Source organism: Brucella sp. LJL56, from assembly GCF_054871705.1.
Genome location: NZ_JBTXLQ010000007.1, coordinates 26050 through 49284 on the forward strand (window position 1 = coordinate 26050; position 23235 = coordinate 49284).

A 23235-nucleotide genomic window follows, 5' to 3' on the forward strand; every position below is an offset into this window, starting at 1 on the left:
TTTGAAGGGAAGTCAGGGGCGTCTAGACAAAGATTCCACGTCATAACTTGCAGGCCGTCCGATGAAAGGGAGGAAACTTTCGCGGACGGTGGCCAGAGGGGAAACCGGGTGACGGAAATATCCGCGCCCGGTTTCATTATTTATGGTTCTCATCAAACATTGATTGGCTGTTGCCACTGCTTCCGTTTCGCGGGTTGCCGTTTGCTTCCGGGGCATAATTAGCCTACATACGCGTCAACAATTTCCGCGCGGCTCGGTAAGCATTGGACCGATCGCGCTTCTCAACCTGCGGAGACGACGCGCTTTATGGCACGCCAATTCATCTATCATATGTCCGGGCTGAACAAGGCCTACGGCGCCAAGAAGGTTATCGAAAACCTTCATCTGTCATTCTATCCAGATGCCAAGATCGGTATTCTCGGTCCAAACGGCGCCGGTAAATCAACGATCCTCAAGATCATGGCTGGAATGGACAAGGATTTCACCGGCGAAGCCTGGCTCGCGGACGGTGCTACTTGCGGTTACCTGGCGCAGGAACCGCATCTCGATCCAGAAAAGTCTGTGCTCGGCAACGTGATGGAAGGTGTGGCTGCGAAGACCGCCATTCTCGACCGTTACAACGAGCTGATGATGAACTATTCTGATGAAACCGCGGACGAAGGTGCGGCGCTTCAGGATCTCATCGACAGTCAGAATCTCTGGGATCTGGAAAGCCAGGTTGAAATGGCGATGGAAGCTCTGCGCTGCCCGCCAGCGGATGCCGATGTCACCAAGCTTTCGGGTGGTGAGCGTCGTCGTGTTGCACTTTGCAAGCTGCTGCTGTCGAAGCCTGACCTGCTGTTGCTTGACGAACCGACCAACCATCTCGATGCTGAAACCACTGCGTGGCTGGAAAAGCACCTGCGTGAATATGAAGGCGCTGTCCTCCTCATCACGCATGATCGCTACTTCCTCGACAATGTAACAGGCTGGATTCTCGAACTCGATCGCGGTCGCGGCATTCCTTATGAAGGCAACTATTCTGCCTATCTGGAAGCCAAGTCCAAGCGCATGATTCAGGAAGGCCGTGAAGAAGATTCGCGCCAGAAGGCACTGGAGCGTGAGCGCCAGTGGATTGCCGCAAGCCCGAAAGCGCGTCAGTCGAAATCGAAGGCACGTATCAAGGCTTATGACCAGTTGGTCGAAGCTGCCAACAATCAGCGACCGGGCGATGCCCAGATTCTGATCCCGGCAGGCGAGCGTCTCGGTCAGGTGGTCATCGAAGCTGAAGGTCTGACCAAGTCGTTTGGCGACCGCATGCTGATCGAAGACCTGACATTCAAGCTGCCTCCAGGTGGCATTGTTGGTGTTATCGGTCCAAACGGTGCCGGTAAGTCGACGCTGTTCAAGATGATCACCGGTCAGGAAAAGCCGGATTCCGGTTCGATCCGTATCGGCGATACTGTGCATCTTGGTTACGTCGATCAGAGCCGCGACCACCTCGATCCGAACAAGAACGTCTGGGAAGAAATTTCCGGCGGCAACGACATCATCAAGCTCGGCAAGTTTGAAATGAACTCCCGCGCTTATTGCGGCGCGTTCAACTTCAAGGGCGGCGATCAGCAGGCCAAGGTTGGCAATCTGTCCGGTGGTCAGCGCAACCGCGTGCATCTGGCCAAGATGTTGCAGGCAGGCGGCAACGTTCTGCTGCTCGACGAACCGACCAACGATCTTGATACGGAAACGCTGGCAGCGCTCGAAGATGCGCTTGAAAAGTATGCTGGCTGCGCTGTTATCATCTCCCATGATCGTATGTTCCTCGACCGTCTCGCGACGCATATCCTCGCCTTCGAAGGCGATAGCCATGTTGAATGGTTCGAAGGCAACTTCGAAGATTATGAGGCTGACAAGGTTCGTCGTCTCGGACCGGAGAGTGTCAACCCGAAGCGGGTGACGTATAAGCCGCTTACCCGATAATGACTTCCAAGGCCGGTGCATCGCACCGGCCTTTTTATTTCAGACCCTTTTCACGTGATGAAAGGAAAGACGATGAAAGACTGGTCCGCAAAACAGTATCTGAAGTTTGAAGATGAACGCAGCCGCCCGGCGCGCGATCTTCTGGCGCAGATACCCCTGCCAGCGCCGCGCAAGGTGGTGGATATCGGCTGTGGACCCGGCAATTCGACCGAGCTTCTTGTGAAGCGCTGGCCGGATGCGCAGATTTCAGGCTTCGATACGTCGCCAGACATGATCGACAAGGCGAAGACCCGTCTGCCGGACGTGGAGTTTTTCATCAGTGATGCCGCCAGTTTCGAGCCGGATGCCGAAACGGACGTGTTGTTCTCCAACGCTGTCTTCCAGTGGCTGCCCGACCATATCGAGCAATTGCAGCGGCTGTTGTCGTTGCTGCAACCCGGCGCGTTTCTGGCAATACAGATGCCCGACAATATGGGCGAACAAACCCATGTCGGAATGCGCGATGTTGCGAAGACCGCGCCTTTTGCCGTGAAGATCGGCACCAAGGGCAGGGCGGCTTTGCCGCCGGTCGCGACCTACTACAATGCTTTCGCAGGCGATGCGGCGCGGATCGACATCTGGCATACGATCTATAATCATCCGCTCGCTGGCGTGGATGCCATCGTGGAATGGGTGAAGGGGACCGGATTGCGACCATTTCTCGATCCGCTCGATGAACAGGAGCAGGCGGATTATCTAAAGGCTTACAAGGCAAGGATAGCTGAGCATTATCCCGCGACCGCCGACGGGAAAGTCCTGCTGCGGTTCCCGCGTATTTTTCTGGTTGTTCAGAAGAAATAATTGCCCGAAAGATCTCTCTACACGGGGAATTGATCGATTGCCTGTGTAGAGAGAATTGATTATTATATAATTATTTCAATGCATTATGTTTCCGCGTCATTGCGCGATAATGTCAATCATGTCTTTTAGCAACTTCTTATATTGGAATAGATTGCATGCAAACGATTTTGTTCCTATGGTCTGGCCGCATCCTGAAACCGCTCTAGATATGGGGCCGTCATAATCGCAACGCCGCGATGCCCGTCATCCCCGCTGCGATTTTGTTCAGGAGGCCGGTTTCGATGCTCTTGCTCCGTTTTTATTTTTTGATGGGAATGAACACCGAGGCCGCCGGCTCAAGGACTGTTTGAGGCGTCATTGCTCCTTCGCAAATGGGCTGAAACAGCACGATTTTGACCGGGAGGACATTTCAAATGCGAGGCTGCTTTCCGATTGAAATGCGGTTCGTACTTTATGTTTGTGAAGTGAAACAATCGTCGATTTCTGTAATCCCCGCATGAGATCGACAGCTTGCAGGCTGTTTCAGAACCGCCTGTTATCGGGAGTTTTCAGAATGAACAATGCAGAAATGCATGCTGACGCCAATGGCGAGGTCGAAGCGGCACATGATGCCCATGATACGCGCCGCCGCGTCTTTGCCATCGTGGCCAGCGCATCGGGTAATCTGGTGGAATGGTACGATTTTTACGTCTATTCCTTCGGCGCGCTTTATTTTGCATCACAGTTTTTCCCTGCGGAAGACCAGACCAGCCAGTTGCTAAATGCGGCTGCGATTTTTGCGGCTGGCTTCCTGATGCGCCCCATCGGTGGCTGGCTGTTTGGCCGCATTGCCGACAAGCTTGGTCGGCGCACATCCATGCTGATTTCGGTTACGATGATGTGCCTTGGCTCTTTCGCCATCGCCATTTTGCCTACCTATGAAACGATCGGTGTTCTGGCACCATTCCTGCTGTTGATCGTGCGTTTGCTGCAAGGCCTTTCGGTGGGCGGCGAATATGGCACCACTGCTACCTATATGAGCGAGGTGGCGCTGGCCGGGCGCCGTGGCTTCTTCTCCTCGTTCCAGTATGTCACGCTGATTGGCGGGCAGTTGCTGGCCGTTCTGGTGATCGTGGTGCTGCAGTTCTTCCTTACATCGGACGAGCTTCATGCCTGGGGCTGGCGCATACCGTTTGCCATTGGCGGCGTTGCGGCCATCGTCGCTCTTTTCCTGCGGCGGACCCTTCATGAGACCTCGACGGAAGAAACCCGCAGCAACAAGGCGGCAGGTAGCTTTGCCAATATTTGGAAGAACCACCGCAAGGCCTTCCTTGTCGTCGTGGGCTTCACGGCTGGCGGTTCGCTCGCCTTCTATACCTTCACCACCTATATGCAAAAATATCTGGTCAACACTGCTGGTATGAGCAAGGAAACGGCCAGCGAAACCATGACCTTCGTGTTGTTGGCCTATATGCTGATGCAACCGCTTTTCGGCGCGTTGTCCGACAGGATAGGGCGTAAGACGATGATGATTGGCTTTGGCGGTATTTCGATCCTGACGACGATCCCGCTTATGACGTTGATCGGTTCGGTGCAGAGCTCGACCATGGCGTTCATCTATATCGTGATCGCTCTGGCGGTTGTCAGCATGTACACCTCGATCAGCGGCATCGTGAAGGCGGAATTGTTCCCGGCGGAAGTGCGGGCGCTGGGTGTCGGATTTTCTTACGCCATTGCCAATGCGATCTTCGGGGGTACTGCTGAATATGTGGCGCTGTGGTTCAAACAGCAGGGCATGGAAAGCGGCTTCTTTTGGTACGTGACCATCATGATGGTCATCGTGTTTGCGGTCAGCATCTTCATGCCGAACCCGCGTGAGCACGGCTATCTGCAAGGGCACGGTACCGAATAATCAGATCACATTCATCTTTAAAAACGCCGCCTCCGGGCGGCGTTTTTTACATATTCACCGCCTCGTCGTCTTCCGGCGACAGAAGCCGTGTCGCGCGCCATTCGGTCAGCTTGGCATTGATTGCGTCGAGCACGAAGAAGCGCGCTGAATCCCTGTCATATCCATCATCACGCAGCGCATCGTAATCGGTATGCGTATGACGCACATGCGCGATGGTCGCCAGCCAGACGGCAGTGGATGGCGGCAGCATCTTCATATGAGGGCTGAGCGCTGCCGCACGGATCGGCTCGGAATCCGAATAGGGTATCGCCGGAAGCAGAAGCGTCAGCGATTTGGCGATTGCTTTCTGGCGCATTGTGCCTGCACGCATGGCTTATCCTTACAGTCAGTTATTGAGGCGAATCCTTTGCTTGGCCATTCTGTCACGAAAATCGCTTGCACAGGAAACGTTTTCCATATAAACATATCTTTATATCTTTTACGGATATCCGTGATGGGCCGTGAATGAGAAAATGCGTCAACAAAGAGCGGAAGGCATGGCCGGTTTGCAACTGCAACTCGATCTGATGGTAGATGTGCTGAAGGCGGTGGCTGAGCCGAGCCGCTTGCGCATTCTCGCACTTCTTTCGCGCGGTGATCTCACCGTCTCCGACCTCACGACGATATTGGGGCAGTCCCAGCCGCGGGTGTCGCGCCATTTGAAGCTGCTTGGGGAAGCCGATCTCATTGATCGCTATCAGGAAGGCGCATGGGCTTATTTCCGCCTCGCTGACAATGCGATCAGCGGTGACCTCGCGCGCGGGCTTCTGGCTCGCCTCGACAACGCCGATGCCCTTGTTGAACGCGACATGGAACGGCTTTCGCAAGTGAAGTCCAGCCGTCAGGAAAAGGCCGCCGCCTATTTCAGCGCCAATGCCGGTAGCTGGGACCAGATTCGCAGGCTGCATGTTTCCGAGAATGCGGTCGAAGTGGCCCTCAAGAAAGTTGTCGGTGACAAGCCGTTTCAGGCCATGCTGGATGTCGGCACGGGAACGGGCCGGTTGCTGGAGCTTTTTGCGCCGCTTTATCTTCGCGGCGTCGGTATCGATATCAATCGCGATATGCTGGCTATGGCACGCGCCAATCTCGATCTCGCAGCCGTTGGCAATGCGCAGGTTCGTCAGGGCGATGTCTATGCGCTGCCGGTGGAGCGTGAGAGCTTCGATCTGGTGACCATTCATCAGGTTCTGCACTTCCTGGACGATCCACTTGCCGCCATTCGCGAAGCGGCGCGGGCCTTGCGTCCCAATGGGCGATTGCTGATCGTCGATTTCGCACCACACAAACTCGAGTTCCTGCGCGAGGAACACGCACATTTGCGGCTTGGCTTCAGCGATGAACAGATGCTGGGCTGGATGAGAGATGCCGGTCTTGAGCCGGAAAAGACACTGGAACTGGAGCCGAAGGCGGCCAACGGGGATGAGGGGCTGACAGTGAAGCTGTGGCTCGCCCGCGATCCACGCCTTCTCATCGCCGATCCGGTGTCGCATGTCTCCCAAAAATGGGAATCGGTTTTGGGATAAAGACATGAGGCAAAAACAGACAATAAGCATGACGGAGACAGTTTGATGGGTTTTTACGGTCTTTCCCGCCGACCGGATGTTGGCCAGACCACCCGGGTATCGTTCGAATTCTTCCCGCCCAAGACGGAAGAAATGGAACAGCGTCTCTGGGATACGGTCACACGGCTTGCGCCGCTTCAACCTGATTTTGTCTCCGTTACTTATGGGGCCGGTGGTTCCACGCGTGAGCGCACAGTTCGCACGGTGGCCCGCATCCTCAAGGAAACCGATATCAAGCCAGCGGCGCATCTGACCTGCGTGGATGCAACGCGCGAGGACGTCGATCGTGTAGTGCGTGAATTTGCAGAGCTTGGCGTCAACCGTTTCGTGGCCCTGCGCGGCGATCCGGCAGCCGGTATAGGTGAGAAATATGTGCCGACGCCGGGTGGTTATCAGAACGGTGCCGAACTGGTCTCCGGTCTGCGCAATATTGCGGATTTCGACATTTCGGTTTCCGCCTATCCGGAAAAGCATCCGGAAAGCCCGGATTTTGCAACCGATATCGATATGCTGAAGCGCAAGGTCGATAATGGTGCAACGCGTGCCATCACCCAGTTCTTCTTCGAAAACGATCTTTACGAACGTTATGTCGAGCGCGTTCGCCGTGCCGGTATCTATATCCCCATCGTTCCAGGTGTCCTGCCGGTACATAATTTCAAGCAGGTCAAAAATTTCTGTGCGCGGTCGGCGACGCATATTCCGGCTTGGCTGGCGGAACGCTTTGAAGGACTGGACAACGATCCGCAGACGCATCAGCTCGTCGCAGCGGCGATTGCCGCCGAACAGGTGATGGATCTGATCGAACGCGGCGTGCAGGATTTCCATTTCTACACGATGAATCGCGCCGATCTGCCATTTGCGATCTGTCACATGATCGGCATAAGGCCAAATACGGAAGCAACTCTGGAAGTTGCCTAAACATAAAAAGCCCGGTTGTGACGCCGGGCTTTTTAGTTTTCGAGCGGGTCGGCCTATCCTCAAAACCGAAGCCGCCGTAATGGTTTAGGCTAATTCCCCCTAAGGGATGACGCCTGCTATCAACGCTGCAACAAATGCAAATGCCGCACAGATCATGAGGACATTCAAAGATCGCGTAAGTCCCATTGGTCTGTCTCCTTCATATGCGCCCGGCTGACCGGACACGCGCTGGTAGGAAGCTGGAATCTAAGCGCAAAACGTCTCGAACAAAAGAAGATTTCGTACTGCAATCTGCCGTGATGGAGAAATAAACCTATCGTTTACCACCTAAACTATTGAAATATTTGACTAGAAAAATTTGTTCACATTTCATGAAAAAGACACCGAACTGCCACGTTTGGTACTGTTTTCGCCGCAGTTGCCACATGCTTTTTGACATGTTTTTTGTGATTTTCAGCGAATTAGTGCCAAAAATGCCGACAAGGTGAGGATAGATATCACTGTCGAGTAGAGGATGACGTTGGAGGTTATCGCTGCCTCGCGACGATAATGCTCGGCCAGCATGAAGGGACCTGTGCCGGTTGGAAGTGCTGCAAGAAGGGCAGCGCTTTGCGCGAGCAGGGGAGGCAGTCCAAATACATAGACCGCCAGCAGCCAGGTTGCGAGAGGCTGGACGATGAGCTTGACTGAAACAAGAAAAGCAATGGCATTGACGCTTTCGCGTTCGATCTTGCGCGGCTGGGCGAGGAACAGGCCAAGCGCCACCAGCGCGCAAGGGGATGCGGCGCCGCCGAGCATCTTCAGGAAGGTTTCCGCCGGGGCCGGGATGGCGAGCCCCAGAAAGGACACCATAGCGCCAAGCGCCGGAGCGACAAGCAGCGGATTGCGGATCAGGGACCGCATAACCTTCCAGATGAGCTGAAGCGGCTTCTTCTCTGTCTGCAGGCCGATTTCGATCAGCACGATAGCAAAAGCAAAAGTGACGCAGACGGTGATGATGATCGAAATGGTGGTCGCTGCCAAAACGCCTGACCCGAAGGCGATCATCGAAAGCGGAATGCCCATATAGCCGGTATTCGGATAGGCGGCGTTCAGCCCGTCAAGCGCGGTATCCGCCAGAGGCAGTTTTCCGCGCAGCCGCACCAGAAAGGGCAAGGCGAACGCAATTGTGCTTGAAAGCAGAAATACTGCGATGAAGCCCGGCTGCCAGAGCTCGCTGCCATGGGTATTGGCCATGATGTCGAAGAGCAGTGCAGGCAATGCCAGATAGACGACGAAACGGTTCAGCTCCGCTATCGCATGAGGCCCGAGTATTTTCAGCTTGAAGGCGCCCCAGCCGGAGAAAATCAGCGCGAAAACGGGAAGGACGACGAGCAGGGTAGTGAGCATGAAACGGGCATTCGTGGTGAGAGCAGAATAGGAAAAGGCGCGGGGATGATCCCGCGCCTTATGATTTGCTTAGAGCTTGTCGAGAAGCTCCTGGGTCGGCCAGGAATCGGCAGGCATTCCAAGGCGCATCTGTTCAGCGCGCACGGCATCGCGGGTCAGGAGACCGAACACACCGTCGATCTTTTCGCCCATGTCGTAACCGCGGGCCTGAAGCTTGGTCTGAAGTTCCTTAAGCTGCTCCTGCGTCAGGCCCGGAACCGGGTTGCCCGGATCGAAGGCTGGCGCACCAGCGAGGCGGGTCGCGAAATAAGCGGCGGTTGTGGCGTAGACTATGGACTTGTTCCATTCCACGAATACGTCGAAGTTGGGATAAGACAGGAAAGCCGGTCCCTTGCGGCCAAGTGGCAGCAGAAGTGACGCATCGCCATCATCCGCGCCGAGTGGACCGTTGAGGCCCATCACACCCTGCTCAGCCCACCATGAATGCGGCTTGCGGTTGGTGCGGATTGCTTCTTCCCAAGGCAGATCCTTGGTGAGACGCACCTCTTCAAGCCAAGGCTGGCCACGCTTCCAGCCGAGTTCCGAAATCATGCGACCGGCAGTCATCATGGCATCGGGAACGCTGTTCTTCAGATCGACCTTGCCGTCGCCGTCGCCATCGACGCCACGTTCAAGATAATCCTTCGGCAGAAGCTGCATCATGCCGATCTCGCCAGCCCATGCGCCGGTGGTTGCCGCATCGACGACGCCCTGATCGAAAAGCTTGAGAAGGGCAATCAACTGCGGGCGGAACAGGTCTGGACGGCGGCAGTCGTAGGAGAGGGTAACGAGCGCATTCAGCGTGTCGAAATCGCCCTGAATGGCACCATAGTCGGTTTCAAGCCCCCAAAAAGCGGCAAGGACTGGCCCCGGAACGCCATAGGTATCTTCAACCTTCTTGAAGACGTCGGCATATTTGACCAGATTTTCACGGCCTTTTTTCAGGCGCGCTTCCGAGATGAGGCGCTTGGAAAATTCGGTGAAAGTCAGGTTGAAAACAGTCTGCTTGCGGTCGCGATCAAGCACCTTTTGCTCAAGCATGGCCTTGTGCAATTCGGCGATGCCCTTTTCGCCGACACCGGCGTCACGAGCTTCCTTGGTCAGATTGTCCATCCACTGGCCGTAATCGATCTCGCATTCCGGCTTGGGAAGATTGACAGTGTTTTCAGTTGGCGTCGCAGCAGGCGCCGGAGACGCGGCGGCCTGTGCACCCGACATGGTTGTCGATGCAAGCAAGGCGGCTGCGATAACTGAAGCAAAAAACTTCATTGGTAACTCACACTAATAGATTGGGAGCAAAAGGCTCCCTTTCGGGGATTGTTTTAGCTATTGCCCCAACAAGCCCCGGAAATGAAGCAAAACTTGGTGTGAACTGCCAAACTGCGCCGTGTTAGCGGACCTTGTTGCTTTCCAGCCACTTTTTCCATGCGTTGGCATCGCCTGCGAAGACATTGATATCGGCGTCGCCCTTAATGCCGGGAATGGAGCCGGTGCCGGTATATTGCCAGAACGTCCACGGATGCGGGCCGTACTTCTCGTCCGGATGACCGGCAACGGAGCGCAGCCAGAACGGATAGTCTGCCATCTGCCGCAAGTCGTTGTCATCGAAGAAATCGACCGTCGTGTAAACAATCGGACGCTTGCCGTAATGCTTTTCCAGCGCCTGCAGGAAGATGCGCATTTCCTTGCGCACAACGGCAGCATTGGGGCGCAGCTTGCATGTCGGCGACTGCGGGTTCCATTCCATATCGAGAACGGGCGGAAGCGCGCTCGGATCACGCGGTACGTTCCGGATATACCAGCGTGCCTGTTCGATAGCCGGACGGCAGAAATAATAGAAATGATAGGCGCTCCGCGCGATGCCTGCCTGATGGGCGCCGTTCCAGTGTTCCTTGAAACGGTCATCGACGCGGTCGCCGCCCTCCGTCGCCTTGATGAAGGCGAACGAAATGCCGCTGGCGCGCACGGCGCTCCAGTCAATGTTGGTCTGATATTTGGAGACGTCTGTGCCGTGGATCGGATAGTGCCATGGCGTTTTGCCAGTCCAGTCATGCGGGTCTCGATCACCGAAACGCGGTGCTTTCACAGGGCCGGACGGCGGTGCGATCCGGGCTACCGAACTGCCTGATTTCTTTACGTCGGAAAAGTCGTAATCCACCGTCGTGCAGGCGGAGAGAAATAAAGCGCCGAGGGCGAGAATGCTGTAGCTGGCCAGACGGTTCATATAGGGGTTCCGTGTCGCGAATCAGTCCTCTAACGGTTACGCGATCCGGAGCCGGACGTCACCAGTCTGGCGGGCAAGTTTGGTGCTAATCTTTGGGAGCGGGCAACGTTGTCGAACGAATGACCGCTATCCAGGCAAAACCACGATAAAGAATACGCTTTTCAACAACAGCACTGTGTTCCTGTGCGAGCTGTTCGCAAACCGTGAACAAGTCGCAACGCGGCGTGACATGGAACCATTCAAGCCACTTGAAGAGGGCGTTTCCGAACCAGCGCGGCAGGCGAGCCTGATTTCCAAAATCGACGATATGCAATTCCCCATCTGCATTAAGGTGCCGGATGCTTTCACGAATGACCGACTGCCATTGCGGGATCATCGACACGGCATAGGAAATGAAAATCCGGTCGAAGCCGGTTTGTCCGAACAGTCGATCAGGGTCGAACTGGGCTGCATCTGCGCGATCAAGCCGGACGCGATCTTCAATGCCTGTGCGCTCTGCCGCCCGGCGTGCCGTATCCAGCATTTCTGCTGAAATATCGATGCCGAAGAGTTTCGCATCCGGATAATTTTCCGCAGCTTTCACCAGATTGCGACCGGTGCCGCAGCCGATCTCCAGAACTGTGCCCTCCCTGGGTATGGACAGTCCTGCGATCATGGGGTCGCGACCCAGAAGATAATATTTGCGGGTCGCATCATAGAAGTGCCGCTGACGGCGATAGACGCGATCCATGAGATTGGCATGGTCGACACCCTGAACGCTCCATGGGCTGCGCAACATGTCAGGCATCCTTCAGCGTATAAAGATGAAACCCACCGTAGATCGAGGAGCGGTCGCGGTCATGCAGGGCGCGGGATATGTCCGCCTGATATTCCCAGCGATCCAGAATTTGTGGTGCCACCCGTCCCGGAAGCAGGCTCGGTTCCGCTGCAGTACGGAAAATGACACGGGCATTCGCTGCTGCAGTACGGGTAATTTCACTCCAGAGAGCATTGAGCTGTTCGTCATTCATCCAGTCCTGCGCATCCAGCAGAATGTAGCGATCAACAGAAGCGACAGGTTTGGCCGCGAGAAAGTCGGTGTAGCTCGCATTCTGTACGGTCATGCGATCGGCGCGTGCACGTACCGCTTCGAAATTGGTGCGCGACAGATAGGGCGGAAGAGGCCCGGTCTCCTCATTGCCGCTATAGCCGCGCCCGAATGCCTGCCAGGCAAAGTAATTGTCGGTAAGGGGGAAGCCGCAGGCCAGCTTCTCAAGACGGCTGCGCAGGACAAGCGCCATATCGCCGTTTCCGGCAGTAGCAAGGGCATCATATTGCTGTGGCGGTATGCCCAGCCCGAAAAGGGATGATTTGCGGGCCGTGGCCCAGCGCACCATGCGTTTTTCGAAGAGCGGTGCGAGCGCCGTGTCGAAGAAGCTGCGCTGTTCTTCCATCGTCCGTGCCTTCAATATATCGCGCGGGTCGATCCCGTAGAGCCGCGCCACGCGATGACCCATGCCGATGAAGACGCCGAGCAAGCCATGGCGATAGAGGTCGCGCCAGAAAATGGAAATACGCTGGCGGCCATTCCACTTGCGCTTTTCCCAATAGGCGCGGCTTTCGCCGTCCAGATGTGGCCGAATGAAGCGCTTGTAGGCGGCAAGATTGGTCTTGTCGTCGGCCTTTCCATAGAAGCGATAGAATGCATCGTAGTCAGGCAGATTTTTGACCGCGGCAAGTTTCAGCCGGTTGAATGCGACATGGGCCTGATTGAGATCGACTGCCTCCACACGCGCCGGATCGGCGGTCAGGTAGGACATGGCATTGCATCCGCCGGAAGCGATGGTGACGATGCGGTGGCCAGGCTCAATAGCCAGAGCTGCCATATCGACCTCGGGGTCTTCCCATATCTGCGGATAGACCAGCCCTTTGAACAGCCAGGCAAACAGCCTTTCGGAAAAGCCTGCGCGCGAAAGGGCGCTGTTTTGGGTCACGGCGCGTTTGAGAATTGTGTCGCCGGCTGGGCTGTCTGTCATCAAATTCCCCCTAAAGCACGAATCCAGACTTCGGTTTTGCAAAGTTAAACATCGTCCAATGACAGGGGCGTGACGAGTTGATTGCGGGTTTTTAAACCCTGCGCTGGTGGCTATACGCCTGTAATACTGTCGCTTTATTACGCTCGGTAAGACTATTTGAGAGAACTTTTTCGCGCTGTTGCCGTTTTTTTATGTGACGGTCCGAGTCGACGGGATTTCTGTGTCGATGAACGACCGTAAAAGGTGATTGACCGGACAAACCGGTCAGGCACGGAGAAACAGAGAGAGGCGTTTGGCAATATTGCCATTTGATGCCTGAAACTAGGCCAACGAGCCTAATCTAGGAAGGAGAGCCAACGTGAAGAAGTTTCTGATTGCTTCTGTCGCCGCCGTATCACTTCTCGGCCTTGCAGCATGCAACGACAAGAAGGACGACACGAGCAACGCACCGGCACCATCCGCGCCGGCAGCGCCTTCGAACAATGACACGACGACGACGCCAGCCCCAGCCACTCCGGCACCATCGACGCCGGGTACAGGGACGGCACCTGCCAACTAATGGTGCGAAGTCGTGACGCATGATGCGTCTGCATTTGGATGGCGATCCGGTCTCCGGGTCGCCATTCGTGCCAATGGGTTTTGAGATGAACGCCAAAGCAACCACGATGGGAAAAGACGGGCATTCTGCGTTTTCCGTGTTTCAACACAGGCTGGGTTCGGTTATGGCTTTTGTCATGAACCGTAACTTCCTGTTCTTCATATCTGCCATTGTTCTTGTTGCACTTGCCGCTTGCGGCAAGGGAGATGACGAGAGCGCTGCCACAACCAATGGCGGCGAGCAGGGCGCTGCTGCTATATCACAACCTGCCAAACCGGCAGAAAGTGGAAACACCGAAAAAGGTCCCGATCTGGTCAAATCGCTCCGTGATAGTTCCGGCGTCGTAAGCCCGGAAGAGAAAGCGGCAGCCATTGAACGCGCACGCGCAAATGCCGTCGCTGCGGCAAAATCCGTAGGGCAAACAGATCAGCAGGCGCAGGCGGCAGGAGAAGCGGCAGTCACGGCTGCACAGCGCTCCTTCGATGAACGCGAACCACAGCAATAGGTTTGCGACTGGAGAACTCCGCAATATTGTAAGCCAATGCCTTCCCATTCTTTCTAAATGTTTGTTTTTTCGACTTTCGCCTGTGTGGGCGGTTTTCAGTTCATTCGGAATTCTATAGAAAAGTCCCATGTCGATTTGGGTTCGCATTGGTGAGTTTGTCACATCCGTGGCGTCGAATGCCATTTCTGGCGTTATCGAAGCCGTGCGCACCGTTTTCGAAGGTGATGCCGATACACGCCGTCAGGTGGCCTTCTCTATCGCGATGATCGCGCTTTCGGCCAAAATGGCCAAGGCCGACGGGGTTGTCACCCAGGATGAAATCCGCGCTTTTCAGGATATTTTCGCCGTACCGAAGGAAGAAACCGCACATGTCGCGCGGCTTTACGACCTCGCCAGGCAGGATGTTGCAGGCTATGAATCCTACGCTCGCCAGCTCGCCGGATTGTGCAGCGAAGGACAGAGCAATTGTCATCTGCTGGAAGACATTCTCGACGGCCTTTTTCATATCGCCACTGCCGATGGCTATGTGCACGAAAAGGAAATGGCCTTTCTTGCAGGCGTAGCCGATATTTTCGGCTATGACGAGGTTGCTTTCGACCGGATCGCGATCCGGCACGTCCAGCGTGGTGCTGATGATCCTTATGCCATTTTGGGGCTGGAGCGCGGCGTTTCCTTCGAGATGGCCCGCAAGCGCTATCGCGCGCTGGTCAAGGAGCACCATCCTGACCGGCTGGTCGCAGAAGGTTTGCCGCTCGAATTCATAACCATTGCCAACAGGCGTCTGGCGGCGATAAACGCTGCCTGGGCGAGCATAGAGAAGAATCTGGAGGCTGCATGAGCAGCGTGCGCGAAATCGAGAGCGAATTGTTGCAGGAGCTGGCTCTGAACCGGCCTGATTTCGCCGGTGCAACTCTTGATCCGTCACCCAATTTCGGTCCGCGCCGTGACGGCAAAGTGCCTGCCTTTCTTATTCTCCATTATACCGGGTTATCGACTGCCGAAGAGGCAGTGCAGGTTTTGAAGTCGCCGGATATGGAAGTTTCCGCGCATTATCTTGTCCATGAAGACGGACGGATCGTGCAGATGGTTTCGGAAAAAGCGCGCGCATGGCATGCAGGCAAGAGCTTCTGGAAGGGCGAGACCGATATAAATTCCGCTTCCATCGGCATCGAGATCGTCAATCCGGGTAATCTTGAAAATTACCCGGCCTTCAAGGATGCGCAGATCGATGCGGTTATCCGCCTCTGTCGCGATATCTGCGAACGCTATGCCATCAGGCCGGAAAATGTTCTGGCTCATTCGGATATCGCACCGGCGCGGAAGACCGATCCCGGCCATAACTTTCCCTGGAAACGGCTCCACGATGCAGGCGTAGGACACTATATCGAGCCGACGCCCGTCCGGGGTGGACGGTTTCTGGCACGCGGCGAAAACGGCCAGCCGGTCGAAGCCTTGCAATCCATGCTGGCACTTTATGGCTACGAAGTCGCCATCACCGGTGTCTTCGATGAAGGCACCGAAACCGTGATTAAGGCCTTTCAGCGTCATTTTCGGACACAAAATGTGGACGGGGTGGCTGATGTATCTACTATAGATACCCTCTACAGGCTAATTTTTTCCCTGCAAAATGTTACTGTCTGACCAAGTGTGTGCGAGCAAATTTTCTATTCAGCGTTGATTCGCATTTCTGTAATGATTTCAAAAAAATAGTTTGTTTGAAGCCGATCGTCGGGGAGATTTTATAAGGGTTTCGCTTGCCTTCGCGCGAATTGCAAATGTTACAACCTGTAATACTATTTTACTTTTACAACCAATCTTCGGCTGCATTTGCCCTCCACTTCATCGCTCAATCCCAGCGGACAAGGGTTTTAAAACCCATATTGGGCGGGATCAAAAAACAGGGCTGTCTCTCCCAAGACGGGCGGTCTGACAAAAGAAACGTTCCAAGACGGTAGGTTATGAAAATTAAATTTGTTGTTGTTTGCGCCCTTGTTGGCGCGATGAGTTCGTTTGGCCTGAATCCAGCACTGAGTGCCCCTTCATCTGAACCGACCAACCTCGCAGCTCTCCTCAAGGCACGCCAGCAGAACAAGACTGCGGAGGCGGAAAAGCCAACCACAGCGCCGAAAAAGGCATCGGTCGTCAGCCGCCGTGCGGCACCTGCCACCAAAGGTTCCACCGGCAAGCGTTCGCAGTCGAAAGACTCGACTGCCCGTAGTGCCAAGGGTGGTAGCACCTATTCCAGCATCATCAACCGTTATGCATCAACGTACGGCGTGCCTTCCGCACTGGCCCACGCGGTTGTGCGTCATGAAAGCAATTTCCAGCCGAACGTGCGGGGCAAGGCCGGTGAAATCGGTCTGATGCAGATCAAGCTCTCGACCGCACGCGGTCTCGGCTATACGGGTTCCGCCAAGGGCCTCTACGAGCCTTCAACGAACATCCAGTTCGGCATGAAGTATCTGGCCCAGGCGCAGAAACTCGGCGGCGGAAGCACCTGCGGCACGATCCTGAAGTACAATGCCGGTCACGGCGCAAAGCGCATGAACCCGACCTCGGCAAAGTACTGCAGCTCGGTCAAGGCCTATATGAGCGCGCTCTGATGTGATCGCAGATTTACGTCGGCGGTCGCGTAGAGTACAGGCTGCCTGATGTGAACGGAAAGCCGACAGTGGAGACACTGTCGGCTTTTCTGTTTCGAGTGTGTTCATAATTTTTGAGAAATCCGGTTTCACTGTGCCGCTATCGTTGCTATATGCGCGCTGTCAGTCGGTCGGGCAGCCGCGCTTGTCATATGCCGAAAGGCGGCAGGTGAGGAAAGTCCGGGCTCCATGGAAACACGATGCCGGGTAACGCCCGGCGGGGGCGACCCCAGGGATAGTGCCACAGAGAGTAGACCGCCCCGTCTTCCGTACCGCTTGGTAGAGCGGCAGGGATGACGGGGTAAGGGTGAAAGGGTGGGGTAAGAGCCCACCGCGTCCGCAGCAATGTGGATGGCACGGTAAACCCCATCGGGAGCAAAACCGAATAGGGACGGCGCGTCGGTTCGCAAGGACCGGTAATCAGTTTCCGGATCAGCCGTCCGGGTGGGTTGCAAGAGGCGGGTGGCGACATCCGTCCCAGATGAATGGCTGCCACGTCGGGCGCAAGCCCGGCCATACAGAACCCGGCTTACAGACCGGCTGACAATTTTTCTCACAAGACTGTTTCGACATTCGAACGCAAGAAACGGATAGTTGCGTTGCGGCCGGGACCCTAATTGGGACCTCCACGAAATCATGGAGGTCGATATGTCCAGCTTGAAAGACAAGGTTGCAATCATCACAGGTGCATCATCTGGAATAGGGCGTGCTGCTGCATTGCTCTTTGCCAGAGAAGGCGCAGCAATTGTACTGAATGCCCGCGGAGTTTCGGGTCTCGAACGTGTAGCCGAAGAGATCGCTGCGTTCGGCGGGAAAGCCCATTGTGTTGCCGGCGACGTTGCTGAAGTCCAAACCCATGAAGCGCTGGCTACGGCGGCGAAGGACAAATTCGGCGGGCTCGATATCGCATTGAACAATGCAGGCACGGTCGGGCCTGTCGCTCCGCTTGCCGAAATCGCTCCCGATGATTGGCAAGCCGTCCTCTCGGGAAACCTGACTTCGGCGTTTCTGGGAGCCAGATCGCAAATTTCACTGATGCTCGAACGGGGCGGCGGCTCGATTATCTTCACCTCGACATTTGTCGGTACGAGCGTCGGTATACCCGGCATGTCGGTTTACGGAACCTCGAAGGCGGCTCTCATGGGGATGGTCAAGGGTATAACCGCCGACTACGGCGCGCGTGGTATCCGGGCAAATGCGCTACTGCCAGGCGGCGTCGATACGCCGATGGGCGGAGATGAGAAGCATAAGGAATGGGCCGCGGGCTTGCATGCGATGAAGCGGATTGCCCAGCCGGAAGAAATTGCGCAGGCCGCGCTGTTTCTGGCCGGTCCCATGTCGAGTTTTGTCGCCGGTTCGGCGCTTTATGCCGATGGTGGCAATGCGGCAGTGAAATAAAGAGATGGGCGGCTTCGCGATACGAAGCCGCCCATTTGAAAAGCCTCGGGAGGGGCCTAGATTGGTATGCCGGTTAGGAAATCGTAGATCAGCTTCATGTTCAGGACGACGATGATTGCAGCAGTGATGGCGGCAAGGATCGTCACCCAGCGTGGAGCGACCAGCGATCCCATCTTCTTTTTCTCCGCCGTGAACATGACGAGGGGAATGATGGCAAAGGGAAGCTGAAGGCTCAACACGACCTGAGACAGGATTAGAAGCTCGGTCGTTCCTTGCGAACCGTACATGATGGTCACCACCGCAGCCGGAACGATAGCCACGAAACGGGTGATCGCACGGCGCAGCCACGGCTTCAGGCGGATGTCGATAAAACCTTCCATGACGATCTGTCCGGCCATGGTCGCCGTAATGGTCGAGTTCAGACCGCAGCACAGAAGCGCAATGGCGAAGAGTGTGGGTGCGAGGGCTGATCCCAGCAGCGGGTTCAGAAGGGCATGAGCCTTATCCAGATCTTCGACGCCGGTATTGCCGGTGGCGTTGAAGCTCGCCGCCGCCAGGATCAGGATCGATGCATTGACCAAAAGCGCGAAAGTCAGAGCAATTGTGGAATCCCACGTTGCAAAACGTATGGCCTCGCGCTTTTCAGCGGTCGTGTGGCCATAATCGCGTGTCTGGATGATGCCGGAATGCAGATAGAGATTATGTGGCATGACCGTGGCACCAATGATACCGAGCGCAATATAGAGCATGTCCGGATTGCGGATAATGTCGGTCGTCGGTGCAAATCCCTTGATGACAGCGCCCCATTGCGGCTGCGCCATCAGAATCTGGATGAGGAAGCAGAGCGCGATCACGCCCAGAAGGGTGATGATGAGCGCCTCGACACGCCGGAAGCCCTTGTTTTGGAGATAAAGAACCAGAAGCACATCGGCGGCGGTGATGATGACGCCGATTTCCAGCGGAATGCCGAAAAGCAGGTTGAGGCCGATGGCCGTGCCGATGACTTCCGCGAGATCCGTGGCGCAAATCGCAAGTTCGGCCAGAAGCCAGAGCGGCCAGGCAAGGAAACGCGGATAGGCATCGCGACAGGCCTGCGCCAGATCGCGGCCCGTGGCGACGGCAAGGCGCGCGCAGAGCGCCTGCAGGAGCACGGCCATCAGATTGGACAGCAGGACAACGGATAGCAGCGTGTAGCCGAAGCGGGAACCGCCAGCGAGTGAGGTGGCCCAATTGCCGGGGTCCATATAACCAACGGCTACCAGATAGCCGGGACCGAAAAAGGAAAGTGCGCGCCGAAACTTCGAACCGGACCGATTAACTCTGATAGAGCGGTGGACGTCGGACATGGATGCTTCGCCGCGATCTCGCCGCCAGCCTTCAAATGTAACTTCACCAGCGCCGGAGGGACCTGCTCCATGAGGTGCCATGATAAATGCCTTGATTGCTTTATGCAGTTGCAAACTATTTGCATTAAATAATCGGTCGTGTGCCGGGTGTCAACAGGAAGCGAAGGGCAGTAGGGGAATAGGGGAATAGGGGAATAGGGGAATAGGGTGCGATCAGCCTGTGGACAAGGCAAGCAAAATATTCGCCTTGACCGAGAATACGCATCCGGGTGCATTTTCCCTTACTCCCTTACTCCCTTACTCCCTTACTCCCTTACTCCCTTACTCCCTTACTCCCTTACTCCCTTACTCATTTTCCCCCACGCTCAGTCAAAGGATAACGCTTCATTAAGCTTAATATCCGATAACTGACGAACGAATCCGCTATGGCGCCAAGTTGACGGCAAATGGCCGGAATCCGCAAGCAAAGCACTTGAGCATGTCTCCCAAAAGTGGGAACCGGTTTTGGGACAAAGACATGCATGAAACCAAAAGATTAAAGCGCGAGGCGCTTTAGGTATCGGGGCGCGTACCCGGGAAAGGATCGGAATGATGGCAAGCCTCGGCGGAGACAATTCTCAAGCCGGTGGGGCTGAAGTCCGTCACGTTCCGGTGCTGATCGCCGAAGTGATCGACGCCCTGAAGCCTGTACCTGGCGCAGTGATTGTCGATGGAACATTCGGTGCCGGTGGTTACACGCGCCGCATACTGGAAACAGGTGCGGACGTGATCGCGATTGACCGCGATCCGACCGCGATCGAAGCCGGGCGAGCGATGGAAAAGCAGTTTCCGGGCAGGCTAAATCTGGTCGAGTCCCGGTTCTCTGCTCTTGATGAAGCAGTCTCGAAGGTTAAGGGAGCAGGCAGCAAGGTGGACGGCGTTGTGCTCGATATTGGCGTATCGTCGATGCAGATCGATGAGGCCGAGCGCGGCTTTTCCTTTCAGAAGGATGGTCCGCTCGACATGCGGATGTCGAAAAAAGGACCAAGCGCTGCCGATGTAGTGAACCGCCTCAAGACCGGTGATCTTGCCCGCATCTTTAATTTCCTTGGCGAAGAGCGCCACGCGGGCCGCATCGCACGCATGATCGACAAGCGCCGGACCGCACAGCCTTTCACGCGCACGCTCGATCTTGCCAACGCTATCGAAACGCTTGTGGGTCGTAATCCGAAAGTACCTATTCATCCGGCGACGCGCGTATTTCAGGCGCTGCGCGTTTATGTGAATGACGAACTGGGCGAACTGGCGCGTGCGCTACTTGCGGCCGAACGAATCCTGAAGCCAGGCGGTCGGTTGGTTGTCGTGACTTTCCATTCGCTCGAGGACCGCATGGTGAAGCGCTATTTCGCGGACCGTGCGGGCGGCAGTGCGGGGTCGCGCCATCTACCGGAAACGCATGTGCGTCTGCCGAGCTTTACGCCTGCGGTCAAGGGCGCTGTCGGCCCGACCGCAGAGGAAGAAGAACGAAATCCGCGCGCGCGCTCGGCGAAGCTGCGCGCCGGGATCAGGACGGACAATCCACCACTGGAAGATGATCTATCGCTGTTCGGGTTGCCCAAACTGCCCGAGACGAACGAACTGGCCCGGAGTTAAACGAGTGCTGCGTACTTTCGACATCATCATGATAGCGGCGATGCTGGTGGCGGCGACCGTCACCTACACGATCAAATATGACGCGGAAAAGCAGATCGCGGTCATCGCCAAGCTGAAGCGACAGATCGACTCCGAGAAAGACACGATCACGCTCCTGCGCGCCGATTGGGCATTGATGACACAGCCGGGTCGCCTGCAAAGCCTCGTTGGTGTCTATGAAAAGGAACTCAATATCCAGCCGATCGAAGCCGAACAGCTTGTGCTGGGCGTCAACGAAATCCCGGAACGTCCGGTCGACGATATCCAGAAGATCATCTCCGGCAGCGACGAACTGCTTGCAAGCGGCGTGCTCGAAAAGGATGCGATCACCACAGGCAGCGTCAAGAAAAGCGGGGCGAGGCACTGATCATGCGGCTGAGACTATTCGGAAAAAAGAATACGCAAGTAGATGACGGTGTTGGGCCGGTCGGCGATGAAAAGCTGTCCGGCAACATGGCTTTTGTCGGTTCGCGCAAGAAGCATGGCAACCGCGCACGCAATCGCCTCTGGATGGCCATCGCCTGTTTTGTCGGCATCTATGGTGTCATGGGCGGCAAGCTCATCTATTTCGGCGTCATCGGCGGCGAAAACGAAGACAATGCAGGTCCTGCTGTTCACCAGCTTGCATCGCGCCCGGATATTCTTGATCGCAACGGCGAAATTCTCGCCACCGATATCAAGACTGCTTCGCTCTATGCAGAGCCGCGCAAGATCGTAGATCCCGACGAAACCATCGAAATGCTGTCGACAGTGCTGCCCGATCTCGATTGGGAAGCGACGTACAAGCGTCTGAAAAGTGGTGCTGGCTTCGTTTGGGTCAAGCGTGGACTGACCCCGAGACAGCAGAGCCAGATTATGGCGCTCGGCGTGCCGGGCATCGGCTTCCGCACGGAAAAGCGCCGCTTTTATCCAGGTGGGCCGACCGCATCGCATATTCTGGGTCTCGTCAATGTCGATAATCAGGGCATTGCGGGCATGGAAAAATATATCGACAGCCAGGGGCTCACCGACCTGCGTTCGGTTGGTCTTGCGACCGGACAGTCGCTGGAGCCGGTGCGCCTGTCGATCGATATTCGCGTGCAGCACATCATGCGCGACGTGCTGGTCAAGGCTATGGAACGCTACCGGGCGATTGCTGCCGGTGCGGTGGTGCTGAATGTCAAAACCGGCGAGGTGATCGCCATGGCATCGGTGCCGGATTTTGATCCGAACAACCCGGTCCATGCGCTGGACAAGGACCGCCTGAACCGCATGTCGGCAGGCACCTACGAAATGGGCTCGACCATCAAGAGCTTTACCACGGCGATGGCGCTCGATTCCGGCAAGTTCAACCTGCAGTCGAAACTCGATGCCAGCCGTCCGCTGGTATTCGGTCGCCAGACGATCCGCGACTTCCACGGCAAGGGCCGCTGGCTGACGCTGCCGGAAGTTTTCATCTTCTCGTCCAATATCGGTTCGGGTCGTGAAGCGGATGCCGTCGGCATCGAAGGGCATCGCGCATTCCTCAAGAAGATCGGTCTTCTCGACCGCATGCAGACGGAGCTGCCGGAAGTGGCGCGTCCCGTCGAGCCGCGTGTGTGGAAGAAGGTCCACTCGATGACCATTTCGTTCGGTCACGGCATGATGACGACGCCGCTGCAGACGGCGGTTGGTGCTGCCGCTCTGATGAATGGCGGCAAGCTGATGGAGCCGACTTTCCTGATGCGCACGCAGGCTCAGGCCGATCAGGTGGCCAAGCAGGTGGTTCATCCACAGGTTTCTGCGGATATGCGCTACCTCTATCGCCTCAATGCAACTGCCCAGGGCGGTTCCGGCAAGCGGGCGACGGTTCCGGGCTACCGCGTCGGCGGCAAGACCGGCACGGCGGAAAAGGTGGTGCATGGCCGCTACTCGAAGGACGTGCGTTTCAACGCATTTCTTGCTTCATTTCCAATGGATGATCCAACCTATGTCGTCCTGACCATCATTGATGAGCCGAAGCCGGAAGAAGGCAAATTCAGTGCAACCGCAGGTCTCAACGCAGCGCCGATGGTTTCGGAGATCATCCGTCGGTCTGCTTCGTTCCTCGGTGTGAAGCCGGATTTCCAGCTCGAAGCCCAGCCAGCAATGGTTAGCAATTTAAGCGGCAAGCCTGATTTTCAACAGGAAGTGCCGCCAGCAATGGTTTCCAACGAATACGACTGATTCGCATAAAGCAGCCTT

The 23235-nt window shown here is 56.1% G+C and carries 20 protein-coding genes, 1 other RNA gene and 1 pseudogene; 15 read left to right on the forward strand and 7 right to left on the reverse strand.

The genetic code is table 11. The features are described 5' to 3' along the window. Nucleotides 1–306 precede the first annotated feature (306 nt). The 3 genes from ettA (at nt 307) to ACYSN1_RS17255 (ending at nt 4687) form a co-directional block, all read left to right on the forward strand. Nucleotides 307–1956 (forward strand): energy-dependent translational throttle protein EttA, encoded by a 1650-nt coding sequence (gene ettA, locus ACYSN1_RS17245; protein WP_461726816.1) that lies wholly within the window; start codon nt 307–309, stop codon nt 1954–1956. 72 nt (nt 1957–2028) lie between these two features. After that, the gene (tam, locus tag ACYSN1_RS17250) at nt 2029–2796 is read left to right on the forward strand and encodes a trans-aconitate 2-methyltransferase (protein WP_461726817.1); all 768 of its coding nucleotides are present in this window, start codon (nt 2029–2031) and stop codon (nt 2794–2796) included. Between the two features lie 553 nt (nt 2797–3349). Further along, a complete protein-coding gene (locus ACYSN1_RS17255; protein WP_461726818.1) occupies nt 3350–4687 on the forward strand; it encodes an MFS family transporter in 1338 nt (445 codons plus the stop codon). 46 nt (nt 4688–4733) lie between these two features. On the opposite strand, the gene ACYSN1_RS17260 is transcribed toward ACYSN1_RS17255, so the two are convergent. Beyond that, nucleotides 4734–5057, reverse strand: coding sequence for a DUF2293 domain-containing protein (locus ACYSN1_RS17260; RefSeq protein ID WP_461726819.1), 324 nt, complete (start codon nt 5055–5057; stop codon nt 4734–4736). 166 nt (nt 5058–5223) lie between these two features. Between ACYSN1_RS17260 and ACYSN1_RS17265 the strand changes: the two genes are divergently transcribed. Continuing rightward, nucleotides 5224–6249 carry an ArsR/SmtB family transcription factor gene (locus ACYSN1_RS17265; RefSeq protein ID WP_461726980.1) on the forward strand — a complete coding sequence of 342 codons (1026 nt, stop codon included), beginning with the start codon at nt 5224–5226 and terminating at the stop codon, nt 6247–6249. A gap of 45 nt (nt 6250–6294) precedes the next feature. Further along, nucleotides 6295–7206 carry a methylenetetrahydrofolate reductase [NAD(P)H] gene (metF, locus tag ACYSN1_RS17270; RefSeq protein WP_461726820.1) on the forward strand — a complete coding sequence of 304 codons (912 nt, stop codon included), beginning with the start codon at nt 6295–6297 and terminating at the stop codon, nt 7204–7206. A gap of 453 nt (nt 7207–7659) precedes the next feature. On the opposite strand, the gene ACYSN1_RS17275 is transcribed toward metF, so the two are convergent. The 5 genes from ACYSN1_RS17275 to ACYSN1_RS17295 all read right to left on the reverse strand — a co-directional run bounded on the left by ACYSN1_RS17275 (nt 7660) and on the right by ACYSN1_RS17295 (nt 12873). Continuing rightward, nucleotides 7660–8595 (reverse strand): AEC family transporter, encoded by a 936-nt coding sequence (locus ACYSN1_RS17275; protein ID WP_461726821.1) that lies wholly within the window; start codon nt 8593–8595, stop codon nt 7660–7662. Between the two features lie 69 nt (nt 8596–8664). After that, a complete protein-coding gene (locus ACYSN1_RS17280) occupies nt 8665–9903 on the reverse strand; it encodes a lytic murein transglycosylase (protein ID WP_461726822.1) in 1239 nt (412 codons plus the stop codon). A gap of 121 nt (nt 9904–10024) precedes the next feature. After that, nucleotides 10025–10858 carry a glycoside hydrolase family 25 protein gene (locus ACYSN1_RS17285; RefSeq protein WP_461726823.1) on the reverse strand — a complete coding sequence of 278 codons (834 nt, stop codon included), beginning with the start codon at nt 10856–10858 and terminating at the stop codon, nt 10025–10027. 85 nt (nt 10859–10943) lie between these two features. Further along, complete coding sequence (locus ACYSN1_RS17290; RefSeq protein ID WP_461726824.1) at nt 10944–11636, reverse strand: class I SAM-dependent methyltransferase; 693 nt, start codon at nt 11634–11636, stop codon at nt 10944–10946. 1 nt (nt 11637) lies between these two features. Next, nucleotides 11638–12873, reverse strand: coding sequence for a BtaA family protein (locus ACYSN1_RS17295; RefSeq protein ID WP_461726825.1), 1236 nt, complete (start codon nt 12871–12873; stop codon nt 11638–11640). 358 nt (nt 12874–13231) lie between these two features. Here ACYSN1_RS17295 and ACYSN1_RS17300 point away from each other — a divergent pair, with 358 nt between their 5' ends. The 7 genes and pseudogenes from ACYSN1_RS17300 (at nt 13232) to ACYSN1_RS17330 (ending at nt 18016) form a co-directional block, all read left to right on the forward strand. Next, on the forward strand, nt 13232–13432 hold the full coding sequence (locus ACYSN1_RS17300) for a hypothetical protein (RefSeq protein WP_461726826.1): 201 nt from the start codon (nt 13232–13234) through the stop codon (nt 13430–13432). A 125-nt stretch (nt 13433–13557) separates the two neighbouring features. Beyond that, a pseudogene (locus ACYSN1_RS17305) lies at nt 13558–13976 on the forward strand (hypothetical protein). 127 nt (nt 13977–14103) lie between these two features. After that, complete coding sequence (locus ACYSN1_RS17310; RefSeq protein WP_461726827.1) at nt 14104–14814, forward strand: TerB family tellurite resistance protein; 711 nt, start codon at nt 14104–14106, stop codon at nt 14812–14814. Beyond that, entirely contained in the window at nt 14811–15617 is an 807-nt protein-coding gene (locus ACYSN1_RS17315) for an N-acetylmuramoyl-L-alanine amidase (protein ID WP_461726828.1), read from the forward strand. Before ACYSN1_RS17310 ends, ACYSN1_RS17315 begins: the two co-directional genes overlap by 4 nt. A 317-nt stretch (nt 15618–15934) precedes the next feature. Next, nucleotides 15935–16579 carry a lytic transglycosylase domain-containing protein gene (locus tag ACYSN1_RS17320; protein ID WP_461726829.1) on the forward strand — a complete coding sequence of 215 codons (645 nt, stop codon included), beginning with the start codon at nt 15935–15937 and terminating at the stop codon, nt 16577–16579. Nucleotides 16580–16741: 162 nt separating this feature from the next. Further along, an RNA gene (gene rnpB, locus ACYSN1_RS17325) (RNase P RNA component class A) lies at nt 16742–17166 on the forward strand. A 100-nt stretch (nt 17167–17266) separates the two neighbouring features. Beyond that, nucleotides 17267–18016: an SDR family oxidoreductase gene (locus tag ACYSN1_RS17330; protein WP_461726830.1), complete on the forward strand. Its 750-nt coding sequence runs from the start codon at nt 17267–17269 to the stop codon at nt 18014–18016. A gap of 56 nt (nt 18017–18072) precedes the next feature. On the opposite strand, the gene ACYSN1_RS17335 is transcribed toward ACYSN1_RS17330, so the two are convergent. Next, on the reverse strand, nt 18073–19443 hold the full coding sequence (locus ACYSN1_RS17335; RefSeq protein WP_461726831.1) for an Nramp family divalent metal transporter: 1371 nt from the start codon (nt 19441–19443) through the stop codon (nt 18073–18075). A gap of 507 nt (nt 19444–19950) precedes the next feature. Between ACYSN1_RS17335 and rsmH the strand changes: the two genes are divergently transcribed. Genes rsmH through ACYSN1_RS17350 form a run of 3 tightly spaced genes read left to right on the forward strand, consistent with a single transcriptional unit; the run spans nt 19951 to nt 23217 of the window. Further along, nucleotides 19951–20994 (forward strand): 16S rRNA (cytosine(1402)-N(4))-methyltransferase RsmH, encoded by a 1044-nt coding sequence (rsmH, locus tag ACYSN1_RS17340; RefSeq protein WP_461726832.1) that lies wholly within the window; start codon nt 19951–19953, stop codon nt 20992–20994. Between the two features lie 4 nt (nt 20995–20998). Then, nucleotides 20999–21400, forward strand: a complete 402-nt coding sequence (gene ftsL / locus ACYSN1_RS17345; RefSeq protein ID WP_105542253.1) for a cell division protein FtsL — start codon at nt 20999–21001, stop codon at nt 21398–21400. Between the two features lie 2 nt (nt 21401–21402). After that, nucleotides 21403–23217: a peptidoglycan D,D-transpeptidase FtsI family protein gene (locus ACYSN1_RS17350; RefSeq protein WP_461726833.1), complete on the forward strand. Its 1815-nt coding sequence runs from the start codon at nt 21403–21405 to the stop codon at nt 23215–23217. Nucleotides 23218–23235: the final 18 nt, after the last annotated feature.